The organism is Congregibacter litoralis KT71 (assembly GCF_000153125.2).
GTDB classification, from domain to species: domain Bacteria; phylum Pseudomonadota; class Gammaproteobacteria; order Pseudomonadales; family Halieaceae; genus Congregibacter; species Congregibacter litoralis.
Genome location: NZ_CM002299.1, coordinates 1,135,694 through 1,160,370, shown reverse-complemented (window position 1 = coordinate 1,160,370; position 24,677 = coordinate 1,135,694). Strand labels below are relative to the sequence as shown.

Below are 24,677 nucleotides of genomic sequence, written 5' to 3'. Positions count from 1 at the left end.
CTTCAGTGAAAGCTGTACTAGCTGTCTGAGCGCTTGCGGACCTTGAGTACGAGGGAGTGGTCAACCAGCTCAAAACCGTGTTCCTCGGCGATTTTCTTTTGTCGCTCTTCAATCACCGGGTCCGTAAATTCGATCACCTGGCCCGTATCTTCACAGACCATGTGATCGTGGTGTTCGCCGTGATCCAGCTCGAAGACGGAGTGTCCCCCTTCAAAGTTGTGCCGGGTCACCAGCCCCGCGCCTTCAAACTGCGTGAGGACGCGATAAACCGTGGCCAGCCCGACGTCTTCCCCGGCATCGCGGAGAGCCTGATAAACATCCTCGGCGCTCATGTGCCGCTCGTGCTGCTCCGAGTCCTCCAGAATCTGCAGAATCTTGATGCGCGGAAGCGTGACTTTAAGGCCAACGCTGCGTAGATCTTGGTTACTAATTGGCATACGGGATGCACTTCTCTGAATGGACGCTCATCGGTATGATGCCACCCCTACCCCCCCAGTGGAAGTTAGTCCTTGAGCCCAACCCGGAACATTTTGCGAGTCACACTGCTCACCGCCGCCCTCCTGGGTCTCGGCGCCTGCGGATTTGTGGGCTTTCCCGGGGTCTACAAAATCGATATTGAACAGGGCAATCTCGTCACCCAGGACATGATCGAGCAGCTCCAGCCCGGCATGAGCCGACGCCAGGTTAGATTCATTATGGGCTCGCCCCTGGTCGAGGATACCTTTCAGCCGGACCGCTGGGACTATCCCTACGTCATCCGCAACGGTCAGGACATTATTCGCGAGGCGCAGGTGCGGATCTTTTTTGAGAGTGACAGGCTTGTGAACATCACCGGTGACTACCTGCCGGACTGGGCTAACCCTGACGCCGGTACTGACACGGACAGCGACACAGACACAGACACAGACACAGACACAGACACAGACACAGACACAGACACAGAGTCCAGTTTGGAAAGCGACCTGAAAGCAAGCGCTGAAGCAGACCCGACGATGGACGAAGCCGAGGGTGATCAGTCGGCGGACTGAGTCTCCCGCCGGGCTTTCGCACGCGCAGCGCGCTCTTTTCGCACTTCCTTAGGGTCCGCCAGCAAGGGTCTGTAGATTTCAACCCGATCCCCCTCGCGAAGCACCTGCGTATGGGCCACCCGATGGCCAAACACGCCGAGGTGCGTGTCTTCCCCAAGGCTCAGATCATCGAACTGTGCTTCTATACCGGATTGCTGCGCAGCCTCTATGGCCGTCGTACCCTCAGGCACCGACAGCCGCAATATAGACTGGCGATCCGGCAGTGCATAGACCACCTCTACCGCAATGCTGCTGTCATCACTCATACGCCGTAGACATCCTGAGCCCGGCGCACCACCGCATCCACGAGATTGCCCGTCACCCGATCAAACAGCTTCGCGGCCGCAGCACTCAGTAGCCCCCCTCGAAAACGGAATTCCAGATCCAGAGAGACCTTGCAGGCCTCCTCGGCCAGGGCATGAAAACGCCAGGCCCCGGAAAACTCCTCGAAGGGGCCATCCTTTAAGGTCAGACGGATTTCTTTGTAGGGCAGGAGCTCGTTCCGCGTGGTAAAGCTGTGAGAAATGCCGCCGCGAGCCAGATCGAGACGCGCCTCCATGTGCTCCGCGTCCGTGCGCAGGATCGATGCGCCCACGCAACCATCCATGTATTGAGGGTAGGCTTCCACATCATTGACCAGCGCGAACAACTGCTGATCCGACAAGGGCAACAAGGCGCTACGGTGGATAGATGTCATGGTGCTGAAGTCATCGTCTTTGGTTCATCTTTTGGGGTTCATCGTCTGGGGTTCATCGTCTGGGGTTCATCATTTTGGCCTCATAAAAGTTGCCATTTGCCGTCAGGGCACCAGCGATAACCAGAACCACGCGAAGGCGATCACGGGCACCGCGACAAAGCGGATGAGAAAATACCACAGGGAAAACAGGATGTCGGGCTCCCGCGCGAGCTCCTTGCGCAATAGGGCCCGGGGCATGCGCCACCCGACGAAGACCGCCAGGAGCAGCACCGCGGCGGGAATGAGCCACTCGGCGGTCACCCCGTCCAGCCACTGTAAAAAGTCCTCTCCACGGTCACCGGCACCAAGATCCACCAGTGCGTAGGCCGAGAGCATAAAGGCGATGGCGGTCATGGCGACCGCGGCGTGCACACGGCGGACACGAAACTGCTGCTCCAGCACGCTGACAATGGGCTCCAGAAGTGCGACCGCGGTGCCCAGCGCAGTGACGAACACCGCCAGAAAAAACAGTGCACCATACAGGTCACCAAAGGGCATATTGCCGAAGGCATAGGGCAGACTGATGAAGAGCAGGCCAAAACCCTGAGCGGGCTGGAGGTTGTTGGCAAACAGCAGGGGGAAGATCGCAACACCCGCAGCGATGGCGACCACCACATCAAACATGGCAACGGTTATCACGGAGCGGACAATGGGCAGCTTGTCGGGCGCATAGGCACCGTAACTCATGCCCACGGCAACACCGATGCACAGGGTATACAGGGCGTGACCAAGGGCGGCCATAAACGATCCCCGGTCAAAATCCAGGGGCTGCCAGGCAAAGAGAAACTCGCCGGCGGCGGCCAGATCACCAAATTCCACAGAAAATCGTATCAGCACCCCCAGAAGTGTTATTAACAGGGGAACGGCAATCCAGACAAGGACGCCAATGCCCCGCCGAATTCCAAACACCACCGTGATAGCCAGCACACAGGCCGCCAGAAACTGCCAGCGCAGAAAGCCCGCCGGTGCCGCAACACTCTCAGCAAAGGATTCCCCTGCGCCGCCAAGACTGATGGCGGCGAAGTCCCCCAACTGGATCTGATAGGCATAGGCGAGGCTCCACCCCGCTATGAGCAGGTAGGACACCAGCAACAGAAAGCCTGCCAGACAGGAGAGCAACGCGACGGTCAGCCAGAGACGGGAGCGACCCGACACTTCCGCCGCCCAGCTCATGGTCAAAAACGGTGATCCGCGGCCATGGCTGCCCAGGACGACCTCCGCAACAAGGAGCGGCACGGCGATAAAAAAGAGACACAGAAGATAGCTGAAGAAAAAGGGCGCACCGCCATGCTCGCCCATGAGCCATGCAAAACGCCACAGATTGCCCAGGCCCACCGCCGCAATCGCAAGAGCAAAGACGAAAGTTGTCCGTGATCGCCAGCGTTCCACAGGTAAGTAAAGCTTCATTGGTTTCCAGAAAGCCAAGTCAGCGTACAGCTTGCCCCAGCAACACCTCCTTGCAAAGTAGATTCATCACGCCCCCCTTGACGAGTCCCTGTACAATGGCGGCCATGGGAAAGAAGAAATCCAACACTGCAGACACAACGATTGTTCAAAACAAGCGTGCGCGTTTTGATTACCATCTGTTAGAGAGCTTTGAAGCAGGCGTCGCCCTCACGGGTTGGGAAGTCAAGGCCCTGCGCGCGGGTAAAGCCCAGCTCACGGACTCCTATGTGATGATGAAGGATGGCGAGGCGTTTTTGCTGGGCTCACAGATCACGCCCCTTGCCACCGCATCCACACATTACGTGACGGATCCCACGCGCACCCGCAAGTTACTGCTCAATCGCCGTGAGCTCGCCAGAATACTGGCCGCCGTTAGCGCCAAGGGCCAGACCTGTGTTTGCACCAAGCTCTACTGGAAGGGGCATCTGGTAAAAGCCGCAATAGCCCTCGCCCACGGCAAGCAAAGTCATGACAAGCGACAAACCCAGAAAGAGCGTGAATGGGGTGTACAGAAGCAGCGCATCATGCGGGATGCTGTGAAGCAGTAGGGCCAGCAGTTCAGGCCAGCAACGCCTTGATGGTTATGGCAAGACCCACGGCGCAGAGCACGCTAAGGGCGACACGGCGATAAAACAGGTTGCCGAAACGCGCAAATACGGCATGCCCCAGGCGATCGCCGATCATCATGGCGGGCATACCCAACAGAAACATCCACAGGGCCTTCGCCGTGAGATAGCCCGAGATGCCAAACATACACAGGGCAATCACCGAGGCCAGCATAAAATAGCTCAGGAGCATCGCCCTGCTATCGCGGGCATCCTCCTGAGTCGCCATCACAAAGATAATCACCGGCGGGCCCGGCACAGCGAACACGCCATTCATGAGTCCCGATAGGAGGCCCGTTGCCGTGGCCACGCCCCGCCAGACGGGTCTTTGCGCCGGGCGAAACAGGCTCAATACCCCGCAGGCCCCAAGCACCGCCAGACCGACGCCCAGCTGAAACTGCCGGGTAGATACCTGCGCCAGGAGTTGCGCACCGATCGCCGTGCCGACAACGGAGGCCAGCAGGATGGGCAGCAAGGGACGCTTTGGCGCGTCGGGCCAGAACCTGGGCAATGAAAGCACACTCGTGCCAAACGTCAGCAAGGCGGTGATAACCACTGCTTCTGTGGGCGCCACAAACAAGGCGAGTACGGGCATAGCCGCCAGCGCAAAACCAAAACCCGTAAATGCCCGCAAGAGCGCGGCAAACAGCAGGGCCGCCCAGATAGCCAGCATTTTGCCAGCGCCTATGGCAGTAAAGGTCTCGACCAGGGCTTCAATCATCGGGGGCGCAAAGAAAAACGCCCTGAGCCATCACGGATCAGGGCGCGAAAGAGTAAATCGGGATTCAGGGTAATGCAGCGACCCAGGAGCTGTTTTCCAACCACTTCTGACGGAGCTTGGTCAAAAGACCCGTGCCCTCGTAAGCGCGGAGATAGTTGCGCACCAGGTTGAGAAACTCGGGATCGTCAGAAGACACTGCGATACCGAAGGGCTCGATGGTCAAGGGCTTATCGAGAGTCACGAGACCGGCATCGGGATTTCGCAGCACCTGGAGCTGGCACACGGGGGCATCGGCAACCATACCGGCCACTTCACCGCTGGTTACCATGGCGATAGCTTCTTCATAATTGGCGACTTCCACCAAGGTCGCATTGGGCGCTGCCTCAAGGACAAAGCTCGCGCTGGTGGAGTTTTTAAGCGCGGCGAGTTTCACCTCCGTCACCGCAATGCCACCCGAAGCAATTTCCGCGAGGGCGGTACGCGTTGCGAGAATCGACTTTCCACTCATCATGTAGGGGCCGACAAACGACGCACTGCGAGAGCGCTCAGCGGTAATGGCCATCCCCGAGAGCACCATATCGACTTTGCCATCAGCGAGGGCCTTGGTGAGGTCACCAAAGGGCATGGGGCTCAGCTCAAGATCGGCGTGCATGGCATTGGCCAGCGCTTTTGCCAGATCGACATCAAAGCCCATGAGATCCCCCTGGCGGTTGCGCATATTCATGGGCGGCTGGTCACCCGACATACCTACCACCAGGGTTTTGTTTTTGACCACGCGATCAAGAGTGTCTCCCGCCAAGGCCCAGGGCGAAAGGGACAGGCTGAATGCCAGGAGAGCACCGGCTACCAGTTGTACAGGGTTTAACATAGTAAATTCCTCAGACTTGAATAAAACGCCGGTAAGCACCGGCGCGGTAGTAGCTGTGAAAGCTGTGATCGCTGTGTTGAGTCAGGCAGCAGCTTAACGGATTTCCTGCGACCGGGTTATGAAAGGGCAACAGCAAAAATCTGCGCCAGCACTCAGGCTGCGGACTCCATGGCCTGTTGACCCGCACGATAGAGCCTTCCGGGGTGCTTACCCGTCAGCTGGTCATTCTCAAGAACGGTTTCCCCATCCACGATCACAGCCCTATACCCCGACGCGTCCTGCAAGAGACGCTGCCCACCGGCGGGAAGATCCTGCACCATCCGCGGCGCATAAAGACGCAAGTTCTTAAAGTCAATAATGTTGATATTGGCCTTGAGGCCGACCTTGATGCGGCCGCGATCGGCCATGCCACAGTAGTCGGCGATATCAGATGTCAGACGACGAATAGCTTCGCTGAGCTCAAGCTTTCCGCCGCGATCACGATCCCGCGCCCAGTAGGTCAGCAGATAACTGGGAAAGCTGGAGTCACAAATCGTACCCACGTGGGCGCCACCGTCGGACAGCCCCATGATCGACTGGGGGTGCTTCATCATCTCGTAGACATTATCGAAGTTCATGTTCGTGTAGTTATAGATGGGGAAGTACAGCAGAGCCCTTCCCTCCTCCTCGAGGAGAAGATCGTAAATCATCTCAAGGGAGGACACGCCTTTTTCCTCGGCCATGTGCAATACGGAGGTTTCGGCGCCCTGTTCGTACTCGGGGTTCTCACCCAGTAAAAACGTCTTGCTCGCGACGTAGTCGATGGCCGCCATGAGCGCGTCAACGATGGGAGGAACCGGCGTTCCGTCACCCGCCAGCTTTTCCGACTCCTCCGTGAGAATCTGCGCCTTGAATTCGGGTTCGCGCATGCGCGCGACTCGCTGCTCCAGAGGCAGATCACAGATCGCCTTGTAACTGGGAAAACCAATGAACGGGTGGAAGGTGCACTGAAGACCGGTGATAACGCCGATGCCCCGGGGGGCGGTTTGCAGACGCATGGACACACCCTTTGCCTCGGCCTTTTCGGCACGCTCAATAATGCGTCGCCATTGATCCGGCGCAAAGTCCCGCTGCATCAGTGACAGGGAAAAGGGCCGACCCTCCCCTGCTTTTGCCATGCTTTCGAGGATGTCGAACTCCTTGTCGAAAGCGTCGCCCTCGCGCTCAAGATCGAAATCGTTAACAGCCTGGAGAATGCCGTGAGACAGTCCGGAAAACGCACTGGCGATCCCCGCCAGCTCTTCCGTGGTGGCCTCGGAGGACGGCGTCCATTCACCATCGGCGCTGCGATGCACGTCGGAGCGACCCGTAGAGAAACCGATAGCGCCCGCCTCCAGGGCCTCCCGGGTGATGCGTCGCATGGCCGCGATATCGGTCTCCGTGGCGGGCTCATTGCACACGGCACGGTCACCCATCACGTAAACCCGCAGGGGGTCGTGGGTCACCTGTACCGCAAAATCGATGCTATGGGGCTTGGCGTCCAGAGCATCCATGTATTCGGGTAGGGTCTCCCAATCCCAGGTAAGCCCCTCCGCTAGAGCAATACCGGGAATATCCTCAACCCCCTCCATCAAGCGTATGAGCTTTTCCCGATCGGCTTCTCGGACCGGTGCAAAGCCTACGCCGCAGCTCCCCATGACCACGGTACTGACGCCGTGGTTTACGCTGGGCTGCATACCGGCATCCCAGGACACCTGGCCGTCGTAATGGGTATGCAGATCAATAAACCCCGGCGTCACAATATGGCCCCGGGCGTCGATCGTCTCGCGGGCATCACCGGCACAGTCTCCCACGGCTACGATGGTGCCGTTGCGTACGGCAACATCCGCCTTGCGAGGCTCCCCACCATCCCCGTCGTACACCAGGCCACCGGTAATTTTGAGGTCGTAATCCATGTCTTTACCCTTATTCTTATCTAAGCATTGAGCATCTTTTAAAGCATCGCGGTCGTACGCGCCACGATCTTTTCCCGAGTCTAGGCAGGGCGAGGAGAGCTGTCCACCAGGCAAAAGTTCGACTCGCGCGGAATAAGGTTAGGAAAAACCGTTCTTGAAGACGGCGGCGGATTTCTTGCAGGTCGGGGCCGAGGTGATCAGAATTCGCCGCTCAATACGTACATACCGCTGGAACTGCATGTGAGGAACTATTTATGGCTGCCGTAGCCCCCGCCAAAGTCACTGAAGTTAAGCACTGGAACGATCGCCTGTTCAGCTTCAAAACAGAGCGGGCACCGGAGTTTCGCTTCGAAAATGGCCACTTCACCATGGTGGGCCTGGAAGTGGACGGTAAGCCGGCCCTGCGTGCCTACAGCATCGCCAGCGCCAATTACGAGGAAGAACTCGAGTTTTTAAGTATCAAGGTTGCCGATGGCTTGCTCACCTCGCGCTTGCAGCACATCAACGTGGGTGACGAGGTGTTGTTGGGCAAGAAGCCCGTGGGGTCGCTGGTGCTCACGGATCTTCGCCCGGGTCGGCATCTTTATCTGTTTGCCACGGGTACGGGGCTCGCGCCCTTCATGTCCATCATTCGCGACCCCGATGCCTATGAGCGTTACGAAAAAATCGTCCTCGTGCATGGCGTGCGCCAGGTGAGTGACCTCGCCTATCACGATTACCTGGTAGAGGAACTGCCACAGCATGAGTATCTGGGCGACGAGATCAGGGAAAAACTGCTCTACTATCCCACGGTCACGCGGGAGCCGTTCAGAAACAACGGGCGAATCACGGAGCTTCTCGAGAGCGGTAAGCTGGAGGCTGATCTGGGGATCCCGGCCATTGATCCCAAGGTGGACCGGGCGATGATCTGCGGCAGCATTGCGATGCTCGACGATGTGTCATCACTCCTGGATCGTCGCGGTTTTGAGGTATCGCCCAATCAGGGCACCGCGGGCGACTACGTGATTGAACGGGCGTTTGTCGGTTAGAAACCGCGTAGCGGAATACCCAGGCCCACCGACCGTGCAAAGTCCCGACGCTGTTCTCGATTTCTGGTTCCGTGAAGCCGGGGCCAAGCGTTGGTTCAAGCAATCGGACGCATTTGACGATCTCTGCCGGGAGCGCTTTCTTACCACCCTGCAAGGCGCCAGGCTCGGGGAGTGCTGGGAATGGCGTTCGAGCCCCGCAGGACGCTGCGCCGAGATCATCGTGCTTGATCAATTCTCCCGAAATCTGTTCAGAAGCGATTCGCGGGCCTATGCGCAGGACGGCATGGCCCTGGTCCTGGCTCAGGAATCCGTGGCGAGGGGCGATGATCTTCGCATGACAGGGGACCAGCGCTACTTCAGCTACATGCCCTACATGCACTCGGAGTCCCCTGCGGTCCACAAAGCGGGGATCGCGCTTTTTGAGGCCCTGGGCAACGAGGAAGCGCTTCGCTACGCGCGAGCGCACCAGAAGGTCATCGAAGAATTCGGTCGTTACCCGAGTCGAAACGCGGACCTGGGGAGGGTCAGTACAGCTGCCGAAAAGACCTATCTCGCCAATCGTCGCGGCTGGTAGATCCCGAAGCTACTTCCAAGCCCCCAATATCGCCCCCATCAGCGTCATGGTCACTACCCAGTAGCCGCCGTTAATCAAGATGTAGGACCAGGAGCGCAACTCGAACAAGGCCACCACGCCAATGGCGAAGAAGATCCAGCCAAAGCCTGTCAGAAACCCATACAGGGCGCCTTTTTGCAAAGTGATGTCCGGCGTCGCTAAAAACATCGCCAGACAGACACTCATAATCAACAGGAAAATCAGCGTAAAACCAAAGATCCTGGCCTTGTTGCCCTGAGCCACTTGCTCTTCGGACACGCCCGCAACGCGCATCCAGAGATTGCCGAAGAGTAGCGGTGAATACCACAAGCCACCCACGACAAAGCCTGCAAAAGCCGCCGCCAGCACTGCAAACCAATTGATCGATACACCGTCCATAGCGCGCTCCTTGGGAGTGAATGTCCGTCGATCTTTACAGCCTTGGGCAGATCTGCAGCGCTGTCAAATGTCGCATTTACACGCCGCACGGTGCGAGAAGGCGTTTTATGCTAAAATCGCGAGTTCACTTGGGGGCGTTACGGATTCGACGACGGTAACAAAACCTGCGGTGCATGCCGTGATGGTGGCCAATCACGTAAATCCAAAGCTGCAAACTATTAGTTGCCAATGACGACAACTACGAGGTAGCGCTGGCTGCGTAAGCAGTCATCAATACTTCATCTAGTGGCTTCGGCCCTAGCGGTCTTTAGCAAGGTTCCAGCCCCGCGTTACTGACTGTCATATAGAACTGGATCGCAGCAAAGCAGGCTCCGGGCCGCGCTGCTAAACATTTACGGAGATCGCCAATCACGTCCTGCCCGTTGGGCTGTGTGCGGCTAGACTAATCAACGGGATCTAAGCATGTAGAGCCAAAGGCAGAGTGCTGGCGGACGCGGGTTCAACTCCCGCCGCCTCCACCAAAAACCAAAAAAGGGTCGCTCGCAAGAGTGACCCTTTTTTGGTTTTTAGCGGCTGTGACAGCTGAAGCCGCGCCCAAAGGGCGCGGGTGGCCGAGCGTAGCGAGGTGGCTCTACCCACTTAACGGGGGATACACCGGTTTTCATTAAACTCGGTTGATAATGCCATCCCATCCACAGTGGGTTAAGACCCGCAGTCGATAGTTTTCAAAGTTTCTGAATCCATAGGCTCGCCTGGACATCATTTCCATCTTGTTATGGAAGCCCTCGGTGATGCCGTTCGTCTTGGTAAACCGCCACATGCTAACGATGGGTTCCAGCCAAGACTTCAGTGTTCTGGCCAATCGATGAAGGGGGCTCGCCGCCAAGTCTTCAATCAACGAGAGCAGTTGCGGCAGCAGCTGCTTGGCTTTTTTACGATTCAGAGATCTGAGTAGCAGCAGTCGATTGAGCTGCTGCTTGGCCGCATACAGCGCCTTGAGCACGGGATAGTCATCCAGATATCGGCCAAGGTTCTCTCTTTGCTCATCCGTAAGACGCCATTGGTGGCGTCGCATCAGGCTGACCAGCCCGCGATGCTTGCGCCCCTCGGGATCGTAGCCCTGCCAGGCTTTGAGCAGATGCTGATTAACCAGTCGAATGACGTGGAATCGATCGGCAACAATCGTGGCGTTAGGAAAGTACCGGCGCACAATGCTGCGGTAGGTTTCCGACAAGTCCATGACGACAACCTGGACGTTCTCTTTACCCGGTAATGCCCTTAAATAACGTCTCAAACTCAGTTCTGAGCGTCCCAGCACCACATCGAAGACCTTGTGGTTCTTTAGATCCACCATCGTGGTGGCGTAGCCGCGCTTGCGGCTAAAGAAGTGCTCGTCGATACCCAGCACACGGGGGCAGGGCCGATTAGACATCTCAGATAGTCGCAGTCGGCACTGACCTTGATACCAGCGCTCGACGGTTGCCGGGCTCATGTCGTGTGTTCTCGCGAGCTTACGCTGCGTCACGCCGCCGTCATGGGCCTCGAATACTTCAAGACGGAAGGCGTCCGACGATCGATAGCGGGGCCTGACGCCCTGAAACCGGTGACGAAAGTAGCGACCACATTGTGGGCAGTGATACTTGGGCGTCTTCAGGTGCAGCGTCATCACCTGGTTGCCCTGGCGTGTGTGTTTTAACGTGCGCTCGTGGGTCGCTTTAATCCTGACTTTGGGATGCTGGCAGTGGATGCACGATGGGCGGCGCTTTGGCCTGGCATAGACCTCGATCGAATCGTTGCGATCAACACGTTCGACCTCCAGCTCGGGAAGGCCTAATATATTTCCTGCGTGGGACATCGGGGGTTTCCTCATTAAACGGACTTCGCAAATTCAGTTTAATGATCCCCGGTGTCCCCCGTTAATGATGAAGAGCCAGCGAGGTCTGTCGAACTGGCGAAGCCAGTGAGATGCAACTCCCTAACCGGCACACCGTAAATACCTGACCTAAAGGCTATGCAAAGCATCCGTCGGACTCACAACACCCCTACCCCCACGATTAACCACGTGCGTATAGATTTCGGTAGTTGTTATATCGCTATGACCCAGCAACTCCTGGATCGTGCGAAGATCGTAGCCGTCTTCCAATAAATGCGTAGCAAAACTGTGGCGAAAGCTGTGTGATCGAGCAGGCTTATGAATTCCCGCATTTCGAACGGCCCGACGTATCTGGCGAGTAAGTGCCGTTGGGTGCAGGTGATGTCGCCGAAGAACGCCAGATCGCGGGTCCCTACCGATTCGCGATGCGGGAAAGAGAAATTGCCATGCCGTCTCTTCTGCTGCGTTAGGGTATTTACGCTCTAGTGCGTCGGGTAAATAAACCGCTCCAAAGCCATCTGCCAAGTCCTGTGCGTGCAGCAGCTCAACAGTGCAGATCTGCCGCTTGAGCGCAGGAACAAGACGCTGTGGCAGCATAGTTGACCGATCCTTATTTCCCTTACCAGACCTTACAATAATATTATTGCTGTCAAAATCTATGTCTTTGACACGTAGTGACAGTAGCTCAGCGCTGCGCATTCCACTGCCGTACATGAGTGCGACCATAAGGCGATGCACTCCCTTGAGCTTACTGAGAATAGCCGCGACCTCGCTTCTGCTGTACACGACTGGTAAGCGCCGGTTCGCTCGGGCGGGCTTGAATTCCAGATCTCCTACATCGACGGCCAAAAACTTTCTATACAGATAAACTAGCGCATTTAAAGCTACGCGCTGAGTACTTACCGAGCAGCTACGAACCGTTAGATGATTTAAAAATTGTTCAATGTGCTTCGCGCCTAAAGATCCGGGATGCTGTTTTTTGTGAAACAGAATGTAGCGCCTTACCCAATGAACATAGGTTTGCTCTGTACGATACGCCAGACCCGTGCTTCGGATGTGTTGCCGCAGTTGGTCAAGAAATCTGGTTGGGTACTCGGGAATTCCGTGTCGAACGTCATCCATAGTGTGCTCTCTACAGCGTCGTTCAAAAACAGTAGAAGCGCTGTAGGACAGGGTCAATCATCAAATGCAGCTGCTATCCGCATGCTTACCGCGTAAATCGATGTCCAACTAATTGATTTAGCAAGAGTCCGCACCGTGAACAGAGGGAGCAAACGTAAACCTGAAGATTGCACGTTGCTAGTTAATCAGCAGGTGTCCATTTGCTTGTATTGCCGTAAGCTGTTGCCTTAATGGGGATTTGCGGAGTGTGGATACCATGCGTTTTGTGAGACCAAGCTTTAATGCGTATATGGCTTCGTGCTTTCTAATTAGCTGTTATAGGGCCTATTCGGAGTTCGTACATGGCTCTGAGTGAGTTTGAATCGAAGCGTGTTGAGAAATTGGCATCTGAGTATATCGATGCTCATAGGCCTCCGGCTCATATTCGATCACAATTAGACATTGGTTTTCGTATATCTAACCAAAGTATCGAGTTTTTTGAAATTCGCCCTCGCTGGGATAATCCTAGCGAGATTTTGGAGCACGGTTTCGCGAAGACAACTTTCGTGAAAAAGACTCGATCTTGGAAGATCTACTGGCTTCGCCAAGACCTGAAGTGGCACCGCTATGATCCTGTGCCCGAGGTGGCCAGCCTCGAAGAATTTCTGTCTGTTGTTTCCGAGGATGCATTAGCATGCTTTCGCGGTTAGGCCCAATAACAAGTCAATGTTGTTCGCAGCCTTCGGCTGCCGGACTCGCTGATGCTCGCCGCAAATTGAAGCGTTAGGCGGCAGCCCCATGCGCCTACCTGGTTTCCTGAAAGCGTACTTCCTTTATGTGTCAGCTGTGATTCTGTTGGGTGTTGTCATGACCGCACCCGTCACTACGGAACAACTCAGTATTGCCTTTTGGCTGGGCTTAGCTCTGTGTATGCTCTGGGGATTTCGCTCCGGTCAGCACACCCCGGTGCCGGTGGAAGAGGCCACTGCTCTCACCCGCTAAGGCAGGCAGTTGAAACCGAAAGTACGCGTTCGTAGACTACTCCAGCGCACAGCTGGCTTTCTGTCATTGGCAATTTGACGCGTTCAAAGACCTATAACCGGCGCCGAATACAGCACGGGACCCGTGGGGACGCCTGTGGGTGATCCTCCCGTTGGCTCAAGGCTTACCGCCAGACCCTGGGCGCGACTCAGGAGCGCAATTAGTGCAGGAGAGAGCTCCGCCGTTCCCCTGCCCTGATCCGTCACCGGCAGCAAGCCAAAGGAGCGTGGTGGTCCCTGCTCCGGCAACATCCATAATTCGAACACACGATCAGCGTCTTTGGCCGGCGCATTCACGGCAATCGACGACAGCTGTCCGCTCTGCTCGTCTACCGTGATCACCCACAAAGGTTGCTGTTCGTCGTCCTGGATAAAGGCCAACCTCTCCGCTGCACTGTCCCGATTCAACACGGGCTCTTTCCAAAACGGCACCAAGAGCACAAACACCGCAATGGATAGGGCTGCGCTCAGCGCCGGCCAGTACCAACGGCTGTTCTGTTTTCCCGCCATCGGTGGAGGAACAAAACCAAGCCGTGCCTCAATACCCGCCCAGACAGACTTCGGCGGAACAAGCGTTGATGCTGACTCACTGAGGGGCAGCAGTTTTTTCTCCCAATACCAGATCGCCTGTTGCACTGAGTCCGACTCCGTGGCGAGCCGCTTAAAGCGTCGCCGCGCGGGGCCGCGCAGAGTCCCCAATACATAGGAGGCTGCCAGTTGATCGATCAATTCCGGATTGTCGTATTTCATTGGTCCAGACACTCCCGCAGTTTCTTCAGGCCCCTACGCACCCAGGCTTTTACCGTCCCCAAGGGGGTGGCGAGTTGGCTGGCCAGTTCGTCATGGGTGTATCCGCGAAAGAAGGCCAAGGATATGGATTGCTTCTGGTCGGCACTCAGGGTGTCCAGACACTGGTAAAGGCGCTGTTCATCCTGATCGCCTGCTATGTGATCCAGGGCCTGGGTGGCGCCATCCGGAATTGATTCCAGGGCGTCGTCGCTCCCCCGACGCACCTTGTTTGCACGGATGGCGTCTATGGCGCCGTAGCGGGCAATGCTGGCTATCCAGGTATTCACCTGACCTCGTCCCGGGTGGTAGTCGCCAGCGCGGTGCCACACTTTCACAAAAGTATCCTGCAGCACATCCTCGGCCAGTTCCCGCTGGGACAGCATGCTCTGAAGCAGTCCCATGATGTGGGGCGAGGTTTCTTCGTAGAGACTCTGAAACGCCCCCCGGTCGCCCAGGGAGACTCGTGACATGAGCCTCGCAAGGGCCGGATTACTCTCAGACATAGGACTCCCGTGAGTTTTTATTAGCAGTTACATCCATACATACGTTTCAAAAAAAACTTTAGACGCACTGCGTCTACCGCATGGCAAGGCCCGTACATGGCCCGAGTTCACCCTCCCACAGCGGGAAAAAAGGAGAAGAATCATGCGAATGAGCTACAAGAAAAACGGCAATAAGCCCCTGAAAACGCCCCAATTGAGCGTCCTGGCGCTGGCCCTGGGAATGGCCTTGCACCCCATGGCCGCAGATGCGTCCAGCCACCGGGAAGCGCCATTTATCGCCAAGTTCCCCCAGGTAGACGCCTCGGACTTTTACCTGTTCAACTCCTACGAGCCCAACCGTGACGGCTACGTCACCCTCCTGGCCAATTACATTCCGGTGCAGGCAGCCTACGGTGGACCGAATTACTTCCCTCTGGACAGCAACGCCGTCTATGAGATTCACATTGATAATGATGGCGACGTTGTCGAGGACATCAGCTTCCAATTCCGCTTTTCCGACGCGCTTACGCAGTCCGGTGAGCCCCTGAGCTTTGATGTCAACGGCGTGACCGTCACCTCCGTCTTGAAAAATGCCGGAGCAATCAGCGCAGGGAGTGAACCGGGCCTGAGCCACGCTGAATCCTACACCCTGGATGTCGTCACCGGTGGACGCCGCAGTGGCAACGCGACGGCGGTCACCAATCAGTTAGACGGCACAGCGAATTTTCGCAAACCTTTTGATAACGCGGGCAATAAGACCTTTGGTGAATCCGGATACGGCAGCTACGCAGATTCCTTTATCTATGACATCAACGTGCCTGGCTGCTCGATGCCGGGCCGCGTTTTTGCGGGGCAGCGTTACGAGGCCTTCAAGATCAGCCTCGGAGAAGTGTTTGATCTGGTCAACCTTGTTCCTATCGAGGGAGACAGCACACCGGGCGCTGGCGATAGCGGCGGCTTTCCCGGAGGCGTCACCCAGGATCCTGACCGCAATACACTGGCGGAAAACAATGTCACCACACTGGCCCTTGAGGTCCACAGCAGTTGCTTGACAGGCAGCGGCGATGTGATCGGCGCCTGGACGACGGCGAGTCTGCCCCAGGCCAGTATCCTCAACCCCGACGCTACCTTTGAGCGACCGGAGGTCGTCGGCGGCCCCCTTGTGCAGGTGTCGCGCTTATCCAACCCACTGGTCAACGAGTTAGTCATCGGTTACGACCGCAAGGATGCCTTTAACAGCAGCGAACCCGCCAATGACGGGCAGTTTCTGGATTTTGTCACAAACCCCGTACTGCCCTTGATACTGGATAGCTTGTTCCGCGACGCGGTAAACACCACCCTGGGCGCCAGCATTGAAAACCTCGCGCCTTCGAACTTTCCCCGGCAGGATCTTGTTACTGCATTCCTCACTGGCTTCAGCGGCGTCAATCAGTTCGCCGACGCTGTACCCGGCGAAATGCTGCGCCTCAACACGGCAATTCCCGCAACTCCCAAAATGCAGCAGCAGCCCCTGGGCCTCGCCGCGGGGGACCTTGCGGGTTTCCCCAACGGTCGGCGCCCCGGTGACGATGTGGTGGATATCGCGCTTCGTGTGGTCATGGGAGCCCTCTGCCATGATTTACCCCTGGGCGAAGGCGGCGATCCTGTGAATCTGGGCATTTGTGCCCCAGAAGACGCGCCCGTGGGCAACGTACCCTTCACCGACGGCGCTCCCCTCTCAGCGGCAGACCTGAACAATCGATTCCCGTACCTGCTCACGCCCTACGCCGGCTCTCCCGTCGACGCGGCGCTACCCACACCGGAGGCTTAAAATGAGACGCAGAAACACCATCGGCATCATCGCCCTGGCCATCGCTGCCTCGGGCTGCTCGGACAGCAGCAATTCTCCGGCGGTCGTCGACAACCAGGCGCCCACAGTTTCATCCATCGCTGACATTGCCGTGGAGGCCAACAGTGTCGCCGTAGCGTTTGACGTTACCGTGGAAGATGACATCACAGCTCCCGAAGACCTGGCGGTAACGATCAGCAACGATAACGCGGACCTTTTTGAAGGGGGCGAAATTATCCTCGACGGCAGCGGCGCGGATCGCAGGCTGTTGATTACTCCGGCCCCCGCCACCGTGGGATCCGCAACGCTCACCGTGACGGTCACGGACCAGGGCGGGCTCAGCACCGACGCAGCCTTCATGATCACCGTTACCCCCCAGGCAGCGGTGTTTGGCACCAGCGTACGCAACATCTTCGCCCGCGGTGAGAACGACAATCCCGAAACTGTGAATGACAAGGAGTACAACGATGAGACGTCCGACTTCAATGATCTTCTGGGCGGCTAGCGCCGCCACCTTTTTGGGCATCAGCACCGCGAGCGCGCACTCCGGTGGCCACAATCAGATGGAGCAGGCCCGGGAAGCTGAGCGAGTCCATCATTTTGAACAGGCGGAGCATCACTTGCGGGAAATTCTGGAGGACCGGCCGCAAGACGCCCAGGCCTGGCTGACTCTTGCGTCCCTTGAGACCGTTCGTGGTGACATGGATGATGCTCGCATCGCCTGCGGCGAAGCAGCACGACATTTCGACCTGCTGGTAGCCATGGCCTGTCGGGGGAGAATCGCCCTCGCCGGGGGTGAAGACCGTCTTGAGGCTCTACGCGGTTTGATGCTGGGACTGGAACACTCCACCATGGTCCATCGCCAGGATCCCCTGGCACAGTGGGCCTGGGGAGTGGCTGCGGAACTGGCAGTCGCAGAGGGATTGACGGCCTTGGGCGACAGGCTGTTTGAACGCGCCTTGATCGCCCATCCGGCCATACATCTACAGGCCGCCTATCTGGATCATCTCCTCGCTACGGATAGAGCTGACAGGGTTGTGGCCGAGACCAGCGCTGAGGAGCAGGAGTTGGCGATAAAATTGCGTCGGGTGCTGGCGTTGGTGGAACTAGAGGGGGAAGACGCGCCAAGCGCCCCCATCGAAGAACTGCATCATCAGTTTCAGCGGTGGATGGCCGAAGGCGACTTTACCCACGGGCGAGAGATGGCCATGTTCTATCTGGATGTCATGCCCCGCCCTGCCCTCGCCATAGTGGCTGCAACGCGCAACCTGAAGTTTCAACGGGAGGTCGAGGACCAGCGCCTGTTTGCCCGCGCCGGGGGAGAGGAATTACCGCAACGCCTCAGTGATTGAGGAATCAGCTCAGGGGTGGAGCCCCTGATCCGGCTTTAGAAAGAACGCAGACCTCCTCGCCGTGTCGATAAGCGAGGGGGTCTGCCTTCATTCAGATCCCGTATCGCTCCTTGATATAGGCGAAAAACGCGGGGCCATTTGCATCTCGGTCCGCATCGACTTTCCGCGCTATTTCCGTGTCTGCCATCATGGCCTGCCACGCTTCCACACCCTCGATTTCCGCGACAAAGTCTCGCTCCAACAGCGCGCCGGCCAACGCGACGACACCCAACACATAGCGCAGATAAATGTCAGCCAGCGTCAGCTTGTTTCCCATCACGTAGGGATCAAACTCCGCGAGACTGTTGAGCGCCGCAACCCCTTTTGTCAGCACATCGGTGACTTCCTGGGCCAGTGCGGGGGGTACGGGGGCCTTGGAGATAGAAAACGGTATCAGCCTTCGTGCTGCCAGCTCCAGATACAGCTCCGAGACTTTGATGACCTGGCGTACCTTCGCTCGATCGTAATCATCGGCGGGATACAGGGGCGAGTTAAAGGGGTACGCATCCTCGAGGTAGTCGCAGCATACCGTCGACTCGCTCATGCATTCGCCATGTTCCGTTGTCATCGCCGGCACTTTGCCCAGAGGACTGATCCTTAAATAAGCATCGTCAGCGCCAAACTGTTCGACCTCCTCAAAGGGCAGACCCTTGTGCAGCAGCACGTGTTTCACAATGTTGTAGTAGTTGCTGTAGGAGAAACCATACAGGGTAATCATGCGTTTGATGCACCTCTCAAAAATTAGAAGAATTAAAACCTGCGCGTTGCCGCCATTGTCACAGAGCAAAGACGAAAGCGCGACCGCTACTCGAGGCGCAGGTCCACCCTTTGTACTTCCTCGCGGGCACAAATCACCGACGTTTCATCACAAGCAGCGTCGATGGGCTGTTCGGACTCCGGGGAGAAATACATTTCACCTCCAAAAACGACGCTTGGCACGACAAAAAATACCGAACCGATATAGCCAAACGCCCAGCTGCGGTTGTGCTCAACCTTGGCACCCAACCATTCGCTGGAGCGCACCGGCAGATCACGAAGGAAAGGGACCGCCATAAACAGCGCCACCCCCAGGAGGTTGTAAAGAAGGTGCACCAGGGCAATTTGCAAGGCGAAGTATTCATAGGGACCCGTGATCGAAGTAGCCGCCAGAAGAGCGGTAATGCAGGTTCCTATATTGGCGCCGAGGGTAAAGGGGTATATCTGCCGCGTTGTCAGGACACCGGCCCCCGCCAGGGGCACCACCAGGCTCGTGGTTGTCGACGAGGACTGAACAAGGATGGTTACCACGGTACCCGACGCAATACCCGATAAAGCACCCCGACCAATAGCCGCATCGATGAGCACGCGAGCCTTGCCCGTCATCACCGCACGGAGCAGCTTCCCCAGATACAGCACCGAGATCATCACCATAGCAATACCCAGCGTAATGGTAATGAGCGCACCCATGGTCGTCGGGAGGGCATCGAGGCTACTGACGATCGCGTGGCTGAAAGGCTTGGTCATAGCGGCGACCGCATTGAATCCCCCAACAGAGGCGCCTGCGCCCCCGTGAAAAATGCCTGCGAGTGACGCCGCCATTCTTTCCAGAGGATGAAACATCACCTCCACCGGCAGAAATATCAGAATACTGAACAGATTAAAAAAGTCGTGAACCGTAGCCGCTGCAAAGGACTTCCTGAATGCACCACGGTCACGAAAATTACCCAGACTGACGATCGTGTTGGTGATCGTTGTCCCCATGTTTGCGCCCATGATCATGGGTACTGCGATGCTGACGGGAACGCCGCCCGCTACAAGCCCCACAATCACGGAGGTAACGGTACTGGAAGACTGCACCAGAGCGGTGGCAAGAACGCCCAGAATGACACCGACAATGGGATTGCCTGCAAAAGCGAAGATCGCCTGGGCACCGTCTGCACCACCGGAGATCCACTTAAAACCATCACCGATGGTGCCAACGCCGATAAGCAGCAGATAAACAAGGCCGACAACGCCGAGCCAGACCAGTGGAGAATGTGACTCCTGCCCGGCTGTGCTTCCATCACCGACTTGGGGAGGGGTAGAGCTCACCATTTTTTCCGGCCATCTAATGCAATTTTCTAGTGTGCTGAGCGCATGTGACAGCGGGATGTCAGTGCTGTGACAGCTCCTGTTATGCTGATCCCCGAAAAAAATACCGACAATGACAAAGGAGAAAGTACTTTGAAAAACGCCCTCACAGCCCTGGCAGGCCTGTCTCTGGCCCTGGCGGCCTCCTTCACGGCAGCAGACACCCAGGTGATTCACGCCGGCGAACTGCTTGCGGTACCCGGCAAGAATCCCCTGAAAGAACAAACCGTGGTGATTACCGACGGTCGCATCACGGAGGTGGTCGCCGGGTATCAATCGCCAGACGGCTACGACGCGGCGTCGCTGATTGATTTAAAAGACAGCTTTGTAATGCCTGGCCTCATGGACATGCATGTTCATCTTCAGGGTGAGCTGAGCCCGGACAACGACAGCCGCGCCCTTCGCTGGTCGGATGAACTCGTACAGATGTACGGCTATCACAACGCCATGACGACGCTCCGGGCGGGCTTTACGACGGTACGGGACGCCGGCTCCCGAAACCAGCAAACCTATGCGGTGCGGGATGCCATCAATAAAGGCTGGGTTGTGGGTCCACGCATCATCGCCGCCGGCGGTGTGGGCATCACCGGCGGCCACAATGATGTGAGCGGCACCAAACACGAGTTCATGGAGCTCATGACCGACGAATCAGTCTGCGACGGGCCCTATGACTGTCGCCGCGCCACGCGAAACGGCATCAAATACGGTGCAGACTTTATCAAGATCACCTCTACCGGTGGCGTTCTCACCGATCGCGCTACGGGCACGGGCAAGCAAATGGAAGATGATGAGTTGGTGGAGGTTGTGCGGGCCGCCCATCGCATGGGCCGTAAGGTAGCCAGCCATGCCCATCAGGAAGAGGGCATCATCGCCGCCCTCAAGGCGGGCGTGGACAGCATTGAGCATGGCACCTACGCCGGCCCGGCGGCCATCAAGGAGTTCAAGCGCACGGGGGCCTATCTCGTTCCAACCCTCCTTGCTGGCGCCACCGTTGGGGATATGGCGAAAATGGGCGGCGTACTCACCCCCGCTCAGGCAGAAAAAGCCATTGAGGTGAGCGCTGCCATGCAGGGCAACTTCGCAAAGGCCTACAAAGCGGGGGTCAAGATTGCCTTTGGCACGGACAGCGCCGTTTCCCGCCACGGTCTCAACGCCCGGGAGGCGGAGCTGATGAATGAGGCCGGCATGAGCGAGATGGATATCCTCGTCTCGGCAACGGTTAATGCCGCCGATCTCATCGATATGAGTGACAGCCTCGGCACCATCGAAGCCGGAAAACATGCAGACATCATTGCTACCCGGCGCTCACCCCTGGACGACATCAAGGCCCTGCAGGATGTGAGCTTTGTGATGAAAGGTGGCATGGTCGTAAAGTAGTCACGAAGGGGTAAACAGGGATAGGCCATTGAGGAGTGCCACGGTGGTGAGGACGGGACTTTCGGCAGTTTTCGGGTTTGCGGCGATGCTAAGCACCGCCGCCCTCGCTGAGCATGAGCCGACAGGGCTGGAAACACTGCTCAAGGGCACGGACCTTACCCCGGCACTCAGTGGCCTGCAGATCAGTCTTCTCAAAAACGGCAAGGCCACCAAAAGCTACGCCCTGGGCTTTGCACAAATCACAGCCGCGGGGAAAGAGCCGCTGCGGCGGGACCACAAAACGCGGATTGCCTCAATCTCAAAGCTTGTTGTCGCCCTGGGCATCATGCAGCTTGTCGAGGCTGGCAAACTCGACCTCGATGGCGATGTGTCAGATTATCTGGGCTGGGAGCTCCGTAACCCGGCCTTTCCTGAATTCCCCATCACGACGCGACAGCTACTGGCCCATACCTCTTCAATACGCGACGGCTCCGCCTACTTTATGGCCGCGGGCACCGGAGAGCTGCGTGACTTTTTTAAGGAGGAGTCACCGTATTGGGAAAAGGGCGATCACTTTGCTCGGAGTCCCGGTCAGGAGCCGGGGCGCTTTTTTACCTACGCGAATCTGAACTTCGGACTCCTGGGAGCAATCATCGAACTGCTGTCCGAGGAGCGATTTGATCAGTACATGGCAAAAAACGTGCTGGAGCCCATGGGTCTGAGCGCGGGTTTCGACCCCTGCAAGATACCCCCGGGGCAGCGCGCAGCCGCTTTTCGAAAAGGCGAAGAAGCGGGAAACTGGAGCGAAGGGAGCGACTGGCTGGCCCAGGTCGATGGTGCCGAGCCTAAGTGCTTTTATGGCGCAGGGGATGCCACCTTCAATGACGCCTTTCTGGCGGACTACGCCCTTGGCAGCAATGCGACGATCTACTCCCCCCAGGGGGGACTTCGCGCCAGCGCTGACGACCTGGTCGTGGTGCTTGAGATGCTGGTGAACGGCGGCGTGGTTAAGGGTCAGCGCATTTTGTCCCCCGAGTCCGTAGAGACCATGCTCGCCCCCCAATGGACACTCAATGCGGAAAAAAGCAATGGCCTGTCTGCTGGCGAGGCAGAGCCCGGAGGCCCCACGGACGGACTAATGACCAGTTATGGACTGTCGGTCCACCGAATCAACATGAGTGACTGGGGCTTTCCTGACGGCCCCGAACTGCTTGTGGGCCATCTTGGGGAAGCTTATGGCGTCCTCAGTCACGCCCTGATAAACCCGGAGACCGGAGACGGCATCGCCACGATTATCACGGGCACGGCCCGGGATCCCGCGGACTCACCTCCCGGCAGCAGCCCCCTGTATCGGGTCGAGGAAGAGATCCTCAGATGGTGGTTGGAGCAGAAAGACTAAAGCCTCACGCCGTGCCTTAGCTAAGCGGTGGCGCCTTACGCTTTCGCGGACCTTTTTTCTTTGCACCACTCTCTTCGACAGCTTTGACACCGTCGGCAGGCGCCGCAGCTTTTGCTGATTTTTTAGCCTTTGCTCCGGGGCGCGAAATGCGCAGCTTCTGACCGCTTACCCATACGGACTGCAGGTGCTTGAAGATTTCCTTGGGCATGCCCTCGGGCAGGTCTACAAAGCTGTGATCGTCTTCAATCTGGATCCGTCCGATGTACTCGGCGTCGACCTCCGCTTCGTTGGCAATGGCACCCACAATGTTCCCCGGCTTCACGCCATGCTGATGACCCACCTCCACGCGATAACGCTCCATACCCACATCGGCGCCCTTTCCCCCGCTGTCTTTATCACGACGGGGCTTGTGTCCTTTTTCTTCAGGGCGCTGTTTGGCGTTGTCTTTTCGGCGCTCCTGGGTCCGTCCCTCCCGCGGAGGACGCTCCTTAAACTGACGGCTTGGCTCAGGCGCAGGGGTCGCCGGCGCTTTGCCCTGATTCATTACCACCAAGGCCGCGGCGATATCGATGATCGGCACGCCAAACTCCTGCTGATAGGACTCCACCAGAGCCCGTGCGGACTCCCTGTCCTGGGTATCCAGGGTCTCGGTGATTCGCGCTTTAAAGCGCGCCGCACGTTTGTCGCTGACCTGCTCCGAGGTGGGCAGTTCCATGGATTCGATCTTCTGCCCCGTCACCCGCTCAATGGTGCGCAGCAAGCGACGCTCCCGGTTGGCGGCAAAAAGGATTGCCTCCCCCGTGCGACCTGCCCGCCCCGTGCGCCCGATGCGGTGGACATAGGCTTCGGGGTCATTGGGAATATCGTAATTGATCACGTGACTGATGCGCTCCACATCCAATCCACGCGCGGCGACATCCGTCGCTACAAGAATATCGAGAGCACCCTTTTTGAGGTTCTCGACGGTCTTCTCTCGCAGGTTCTGAGGAATATCGCCGTTCAGTGCCGCCGTGCCATAACCACGGGCCGCCAGCTTGTCCGCAAGCTCCTGCGTAGCAATACGCGTGCGCACAAAAATAATGATGCCGTCCGTATCCTCGGTTTCGAGAATGCGCGTGAGCGCATCCAGCTTGTGCATGCCCCCCATCATCCAAACCCGCTGACGGATAGACGCATTCGTCACGGTCTTGAGTTTGATGGTGATTTCTTCAGGCTTACTCAAATGCTGTTGGGCGATGCGCCGGATCGCGTCGGGCATGGTGGCCGAAAACAGGGCGATCTGACGCTCCGGGGGCGTTTGCTCGAGAATCCACTCGACATCGTCGATAAAACCCATGCGCAGCATTTCGTCCGCTTCGTCGAGCACCAGAGTCTTTAGCGCCGAAAGGTCCAGGGACCCCCGACGCATATGATCCATGACCCGGCCCGGTGTACCGACAATTACGTGAACACCGCGCTGCAACTGCCGCAGCTGCGTCCGGTAATCGGAGCCGCCGTAGATGGGGAGCACCTTGAAGCCCTTGCTGTGCCGGGCGTACTTCTGAAAAGCCTCGGCCACCTGAATGGCAAGTTCGCGCGTCGGCGCGAGCACCAGGGCCTGGGGCTTGGCAAGCTTGGCGTCGAGGCGGGCAAGAATGGGTAGTGCGAAGGCCGCGGTTTTCCCCGTTCCGGTCTGGGCCTGCCCCACGAGGTCCTTACCCTCCAGCAGTGGCGGAATCGTCATGGTCTGAATCGCGGAAGGTGTCTCGTAACCCACATCGCTGAGGGCTTTCATCAGGAATACGGGAAGTTGCAACTCATCAAAGCTGCCGGAGGTTGTAGAGTTGCTCATGGGAATTACCGAAAAAAGAGTGATACGCCCGGATTTGCGTTAGGAGGCACGGGCAAAGACCGATTATACAAGCTAAGGCTCT

General features: G+C 57.5%; 26 protein-coding genes and 1 other RNA gene. 12 read left to right on the top strand and 15 right to left on the bottom strand.

The annotated features are described in order from the left end of the window. Positions 1-17: 17 nt before the first annotated feature. The gene (fur, locus tag KT71_RS05450; protein WP_008292434.1) at positions 18-437 is read right to left on the bottom strand and encodes a ferric iron uptake transcriptional regulator; all 420 of its coding nucleotides are present in this window, start codon (positions 435-437) and stop codon (positions 18-20) included. Positions 438-530: 93 nt separating this feature from the next. Here fur and KT71_RS20860 point away from each other — a divergent pair, with 93 nt between their 5' ends. Continuing rightward, a complete protein-coding gene (locus KT71_RS20860) occupies positions 531-1,028 on the top strand; it encodes an outer membrane protein assembly factor BamE (RefSeq protein WP_008292435.1) in 498 nt (165 codons plus the stop codon). Here the strand turns inward: KT71_RS20860 and KT71_RS05440 are convergent. The 3 genes from KT71_RS05440 to KT71_RS05430 form a co-directional block, all read right to left on the bottom strand. After that, positions 1,013-1,333, bottom strand: a complete 321-nt coding sequence (locus KT71_RS05440) for an RnfH family protein (protein WP_008292436.1) — start codon at positions 1,331-1,333, stop codon at positions 1,013-1,015. The two genes, KT71_RS20860 and KT71_RS05440, sit on opposite strands and share 16 nt — an antisense overlap. Further along, on the bottom strand, positions 1,330-1,764 hold the full coding sequence (locus KT71_RS05435; RefSeq protein WP_023660007.1) for a type II toxin-antitoxin system RatA family toxin: 435 nt from the start codon (positions 1,762-1,764) through the stop codon (positions 1,330-1,332). The genes KT71_RS05440 and KT71_RS05435 overlap by 4 nt, the downstream gene beginning before the upstream one ends. A 102-nt stretch (positions 1,765-1,866) precedes the next feature. Beyond that, entirely contained in the window at positions 1,867-3,210 is a 1,344-nt protein-coding gene (locus KT71_RS05430) for a sodium-dependent transporter (protein ID WP_008292438.1), read from the bottom strand. Positions 3,211-3,314: 104 nt separating this feature from the next. On the opposite strand from KT71_RS05430, the gene smpB reads away from it, so the two are divergent. Then, the gene (gene smpB, locus KT71_RS05425) at positions 3,315-3,797 is read left to right on the top strand and encodes an SsrA-binding protein SmpB (protein WP_040362846.1); all 483 of its coding nucleotides are present in this window, start codon (positions 3,315-3,317) and stop codon (positions 3,795-3,797) included. 10 nt (positions 3,798-3,807) lie between these two features. Here the strand turns inward: smpB and KT71_RS05420 are convergent, their stop codons facing one another. The 3 genes from KT71_RS05420 to KT71_RS05410 all read right to left on the bottom strand — a co-directional run bounded on the left by KT71_RS05420 (position 3,808) and on the right by KT71_RS05410 (position 7,377). Then, a complete protein-coding gene (locus KT71_RS05420; RefSeq protein WP_008292441.1) occupies positions 3,808-4,575 on the bottom strand; it encodes a sulfite exporter TauE/SafE family protein in 768 nt (255 codons plus the stop codon). Positions 4,576-4,639: 64 nt separating this feature from the next. After that, on the bottom strand, positions 4,640-5,443 hold the full coding sequence (locus KT71_RS05415; protein WP_008292442.1) for a transporter substrate-binding domain-containing protein: 804 nt from the start codon (positions 5,441-5,443) through the stop codon (positions 4,640-4,642). Between the two features lie 152 nt (positions 5,444-5,595). After that, on the bottom strand, positions 5,596-7,377 hold the full coding sequence (locus KT71_RS05410; RefSeq protein WP_008292443.1) for an N-acyl-D-amino-acid deacylase family protein: 1,782 nt from the start codon (positions 7,375-7,377) through the stop codon (positions 5,596-5,598). 254 nt (positions 7,378-7,631) lie between these two features. On the opposite strand from KT71_RS05410, the gene KT71_RS05405 reads away from it, so the two are divergent. Further along, positions 7,632-8,405, top strand: a complete 774-nt coding sequence (locus KT71_RS05405) for a ferredoxin--NADP reductase (protein ID WP_008292444.1) — start codon at positions 7,632-7,634, stop codon at positions 8,403-8,405. A 34-nt stretch (positions 8,406-8,439) separates the two neighbouring features. Then, positions 8,440-8,979, top strand: a complete 540-nt coding sequence (locus KT71_RS05400; RefSeq protein ID WP_008292445.1) for a DUF924 family protein — start codon at positions 8,440-8,442, stop codon at positions 8,977-8,979. 9 nt (positions 8,980-8,988) lie between these two features. Here KT71_RS05400 and KT71_RS05395 read toward each other — a convergent pair whose 3' ends face one another. After that, on the bottom strand, positions 8,989-9,396 hold the full coding sequence (locus KT71_RS05395; RefSeq protein ID WP_008292446.1) for a DUF1761 domain-containing protein: 408 nt from the start codon (positions 9,394-9,396) through the stop codon (positions 8,989-8,991). A gap of 130 nt (positions 9,397-9,526) precedes the next feature. Between KT71_RS05395 and ssrA the strand changes: the two genes are divergently transcribed. Next, positions 9,527-9,917, top strand: a transfer-messenger RNA (tmRNA) gene (ssrA, locus tag KT71_RS20005). Positions 9,918-10,060: 143 nt separating this feature from the next. Here the strand turns inward: ssrA and KT71_RS05390 are convergent. After that, a complete protein-coding gene (locus KT71_RS05390; protein ID WP_023660006.1) occupies positions 10,061-11,251 on the bottom strand; it encodes an ISL3 family transposase in 1,191 nt (396 codons plus the stop codon). A gap of 147 nt (positions 11,252-11,398) precedes the next feature. Further along, entirely contained in the window at positions 11,399-12,391 is a 993-nt protein-coding gene (locus tag KT71_RS05385) for an integron integrase (RefSeq protein ID WP_008292449.1), read from the bottom strand. Positions 12,392-12,732: 341 nt separating this feature from the next. On the opposite strand from KT71_RS05385, the gene KT71_RS05380 reads away from it, so the two are divergent. Continuing rightward, a complete protein-coding gene (locus KT71_RS05380) occupies positions 12,733-13,080 on the top strand; it encodes a DUF3024 domain-containing protein (protein WP_008292450.1) in 348 nt (115 codons plus the stop codon). Between the two features lie 88 nt (positions 13,081-13,168). Further along, positions 13,169-13,372: a hypothetical protein gene (locus KT71_RS05375; protein ID WP_008292451.1), complete on the top strand. Its 204-nt coding sequence runs from the start codon at positions 13,169-13,171 to the stop codon at positions 13,370-13,372. An 83-nt stretch (positions 13,373-13,455) separates the two neighbouring features. Here the strand turns inward: KT71_RS05375 and KT71_RS05370 are convergent, their stop codons facing one another. Both KT71_RS05370 and KT71_RS05365 read right to left on the bottom strand, forming a co-directional pair. Then, positions 13,456-14,160: an anti-sigma factor gene (locus tag KT71_RS05370; protein ID WP_008292452.1), complete on the bottom strand. Its 705-nt coding sequence runs from the start codon at positions 14,158-14,160 to the stop codon at positions 13,456-13,458. Next, on the bottom strand, positions 14,157-14,702 hold the full coding sequence (locus KT71_RS05365) for a sigma-70 family RNA polymerase sigma factor (protein ID WP_008292453.1): 546 nt from the start codon (positions 14,700-14,702) through the stop codon (positions 14,157-14,159). Before KT71_RS05365 ends, KT71_RS05370 begins: the two co-directional genes overlap by 4 nt. Positions 14,703-14,844: 142 nt before the next feature. On the opposite strand from KT71_RS05365, the gene KT71_RS05360 reads away from it, so the two are divergent. The 3 genes from KT71_RS05360 to KT71_RS05350 are packed head-to-tail and all read left to right on the top strand — an operon-like array spanning position 14,845 to position 17,861. Continuing rightward, entirely contained in the window at positions 14,845-16,491 is a 1,647-nt protein-coding gene (locus tag KT71_RS05360) for a DUF4331 domain-containing protein (RefSeq protein ID WP_023660005.1), read from the top strand. A 1-nt stretch (position 16,492) separates the two neighbouring features. Continuing rightward, a complete protein-coding gene (locus KT71_RS05355; protein ID WP_008292455.1) occupies positions 16,493-17,014 on the top strand; it encodes an Ig-like domain-containing protein in 522 nt (173 codons plus the stop codon). After that, entirely contained in the window at positions 16,977-17,861 is an 885-nt protein-coding gene (locus tag KT71_RS05350; RefSeq protein WP_023660004.1) for a tetratricopeptide repeat protein, read from the top strand. The genes KT71_RS05355 and KT71_RS05350 overlap by 38 nt, the downstream gene beginning before the upstream one ends. Before the next feature lie 91 nt (positions 17,862-17,952). Here the strand turns inward: KT71_RS05350 and KT71_RS05345 are convergent, their stop codons facing one another. Then, complete coding sequence (locus KT71_RS05345) at positions 17,953-18,618, bottom strand: glutathione S-transferase family protein (RefSeq protein ID WP_008292457.1); 666 nt, start codon at positions 18,616-18,618, stop codon at positions 17,953-17,955. A gap of 86 nt (positions 18,619-18,704) precedes the next feature. After that, positions 18,705-19,973, bottom strand: coding sequence for a Na/Pi symporter (locus KT71_RS05340; protein WP_008292458.1), 1,269 nt, complete (start codon positions 19,971-19,973; stop codon positions 18,705-18,707). A gap of 129 nt (positions 19,974-20,102) precedes the next feature. On the opposite strand from KT71_RS05340, the gene KT71_RS05335 reads away from it, so the two are divergent. After that, positions 20,103-21,386, top strand: a complete 1,284-nt coding sequence (locus KT71_RS05335) for a metal-dependent hydrolase family protein (protein WP_023660002.1) — start codon at positions 20,103-20,105, stop codon at positions 21,384-21,386. Positions 21,387-21,429: 43 nt separating this feature from the next. Beyond that, positions 21,430-22,764 (top strand): serine hydrolase domain-containing protein, encoded by a 1,335-nt coding sequence (locus KT71_RS05330; RefSeq protein ID WP_023660001.1) that lies wholly within the window; start codon positions 21,430-21,432, stop codon positions 22,762-22,764. A 16-nt stretch (positions 22,765-22,780) separates the two neighbouring features. Here KT71_RS05330 and KT71_RS05325 read toward each other — a convergent pair whose 3' ends face one another. Next, a complete protein-coding gene (locus tag KT71_RS05325) occupies positions 22,781-24,595 on the bottom strand; it encodes a DEAD/DEAH box helicase (protein ID WP_008292461.1) in 1,815 nt (604 codons plus the stop codon). Positions 24,596-24,677 lie beyond the last annotated feature (82 nt).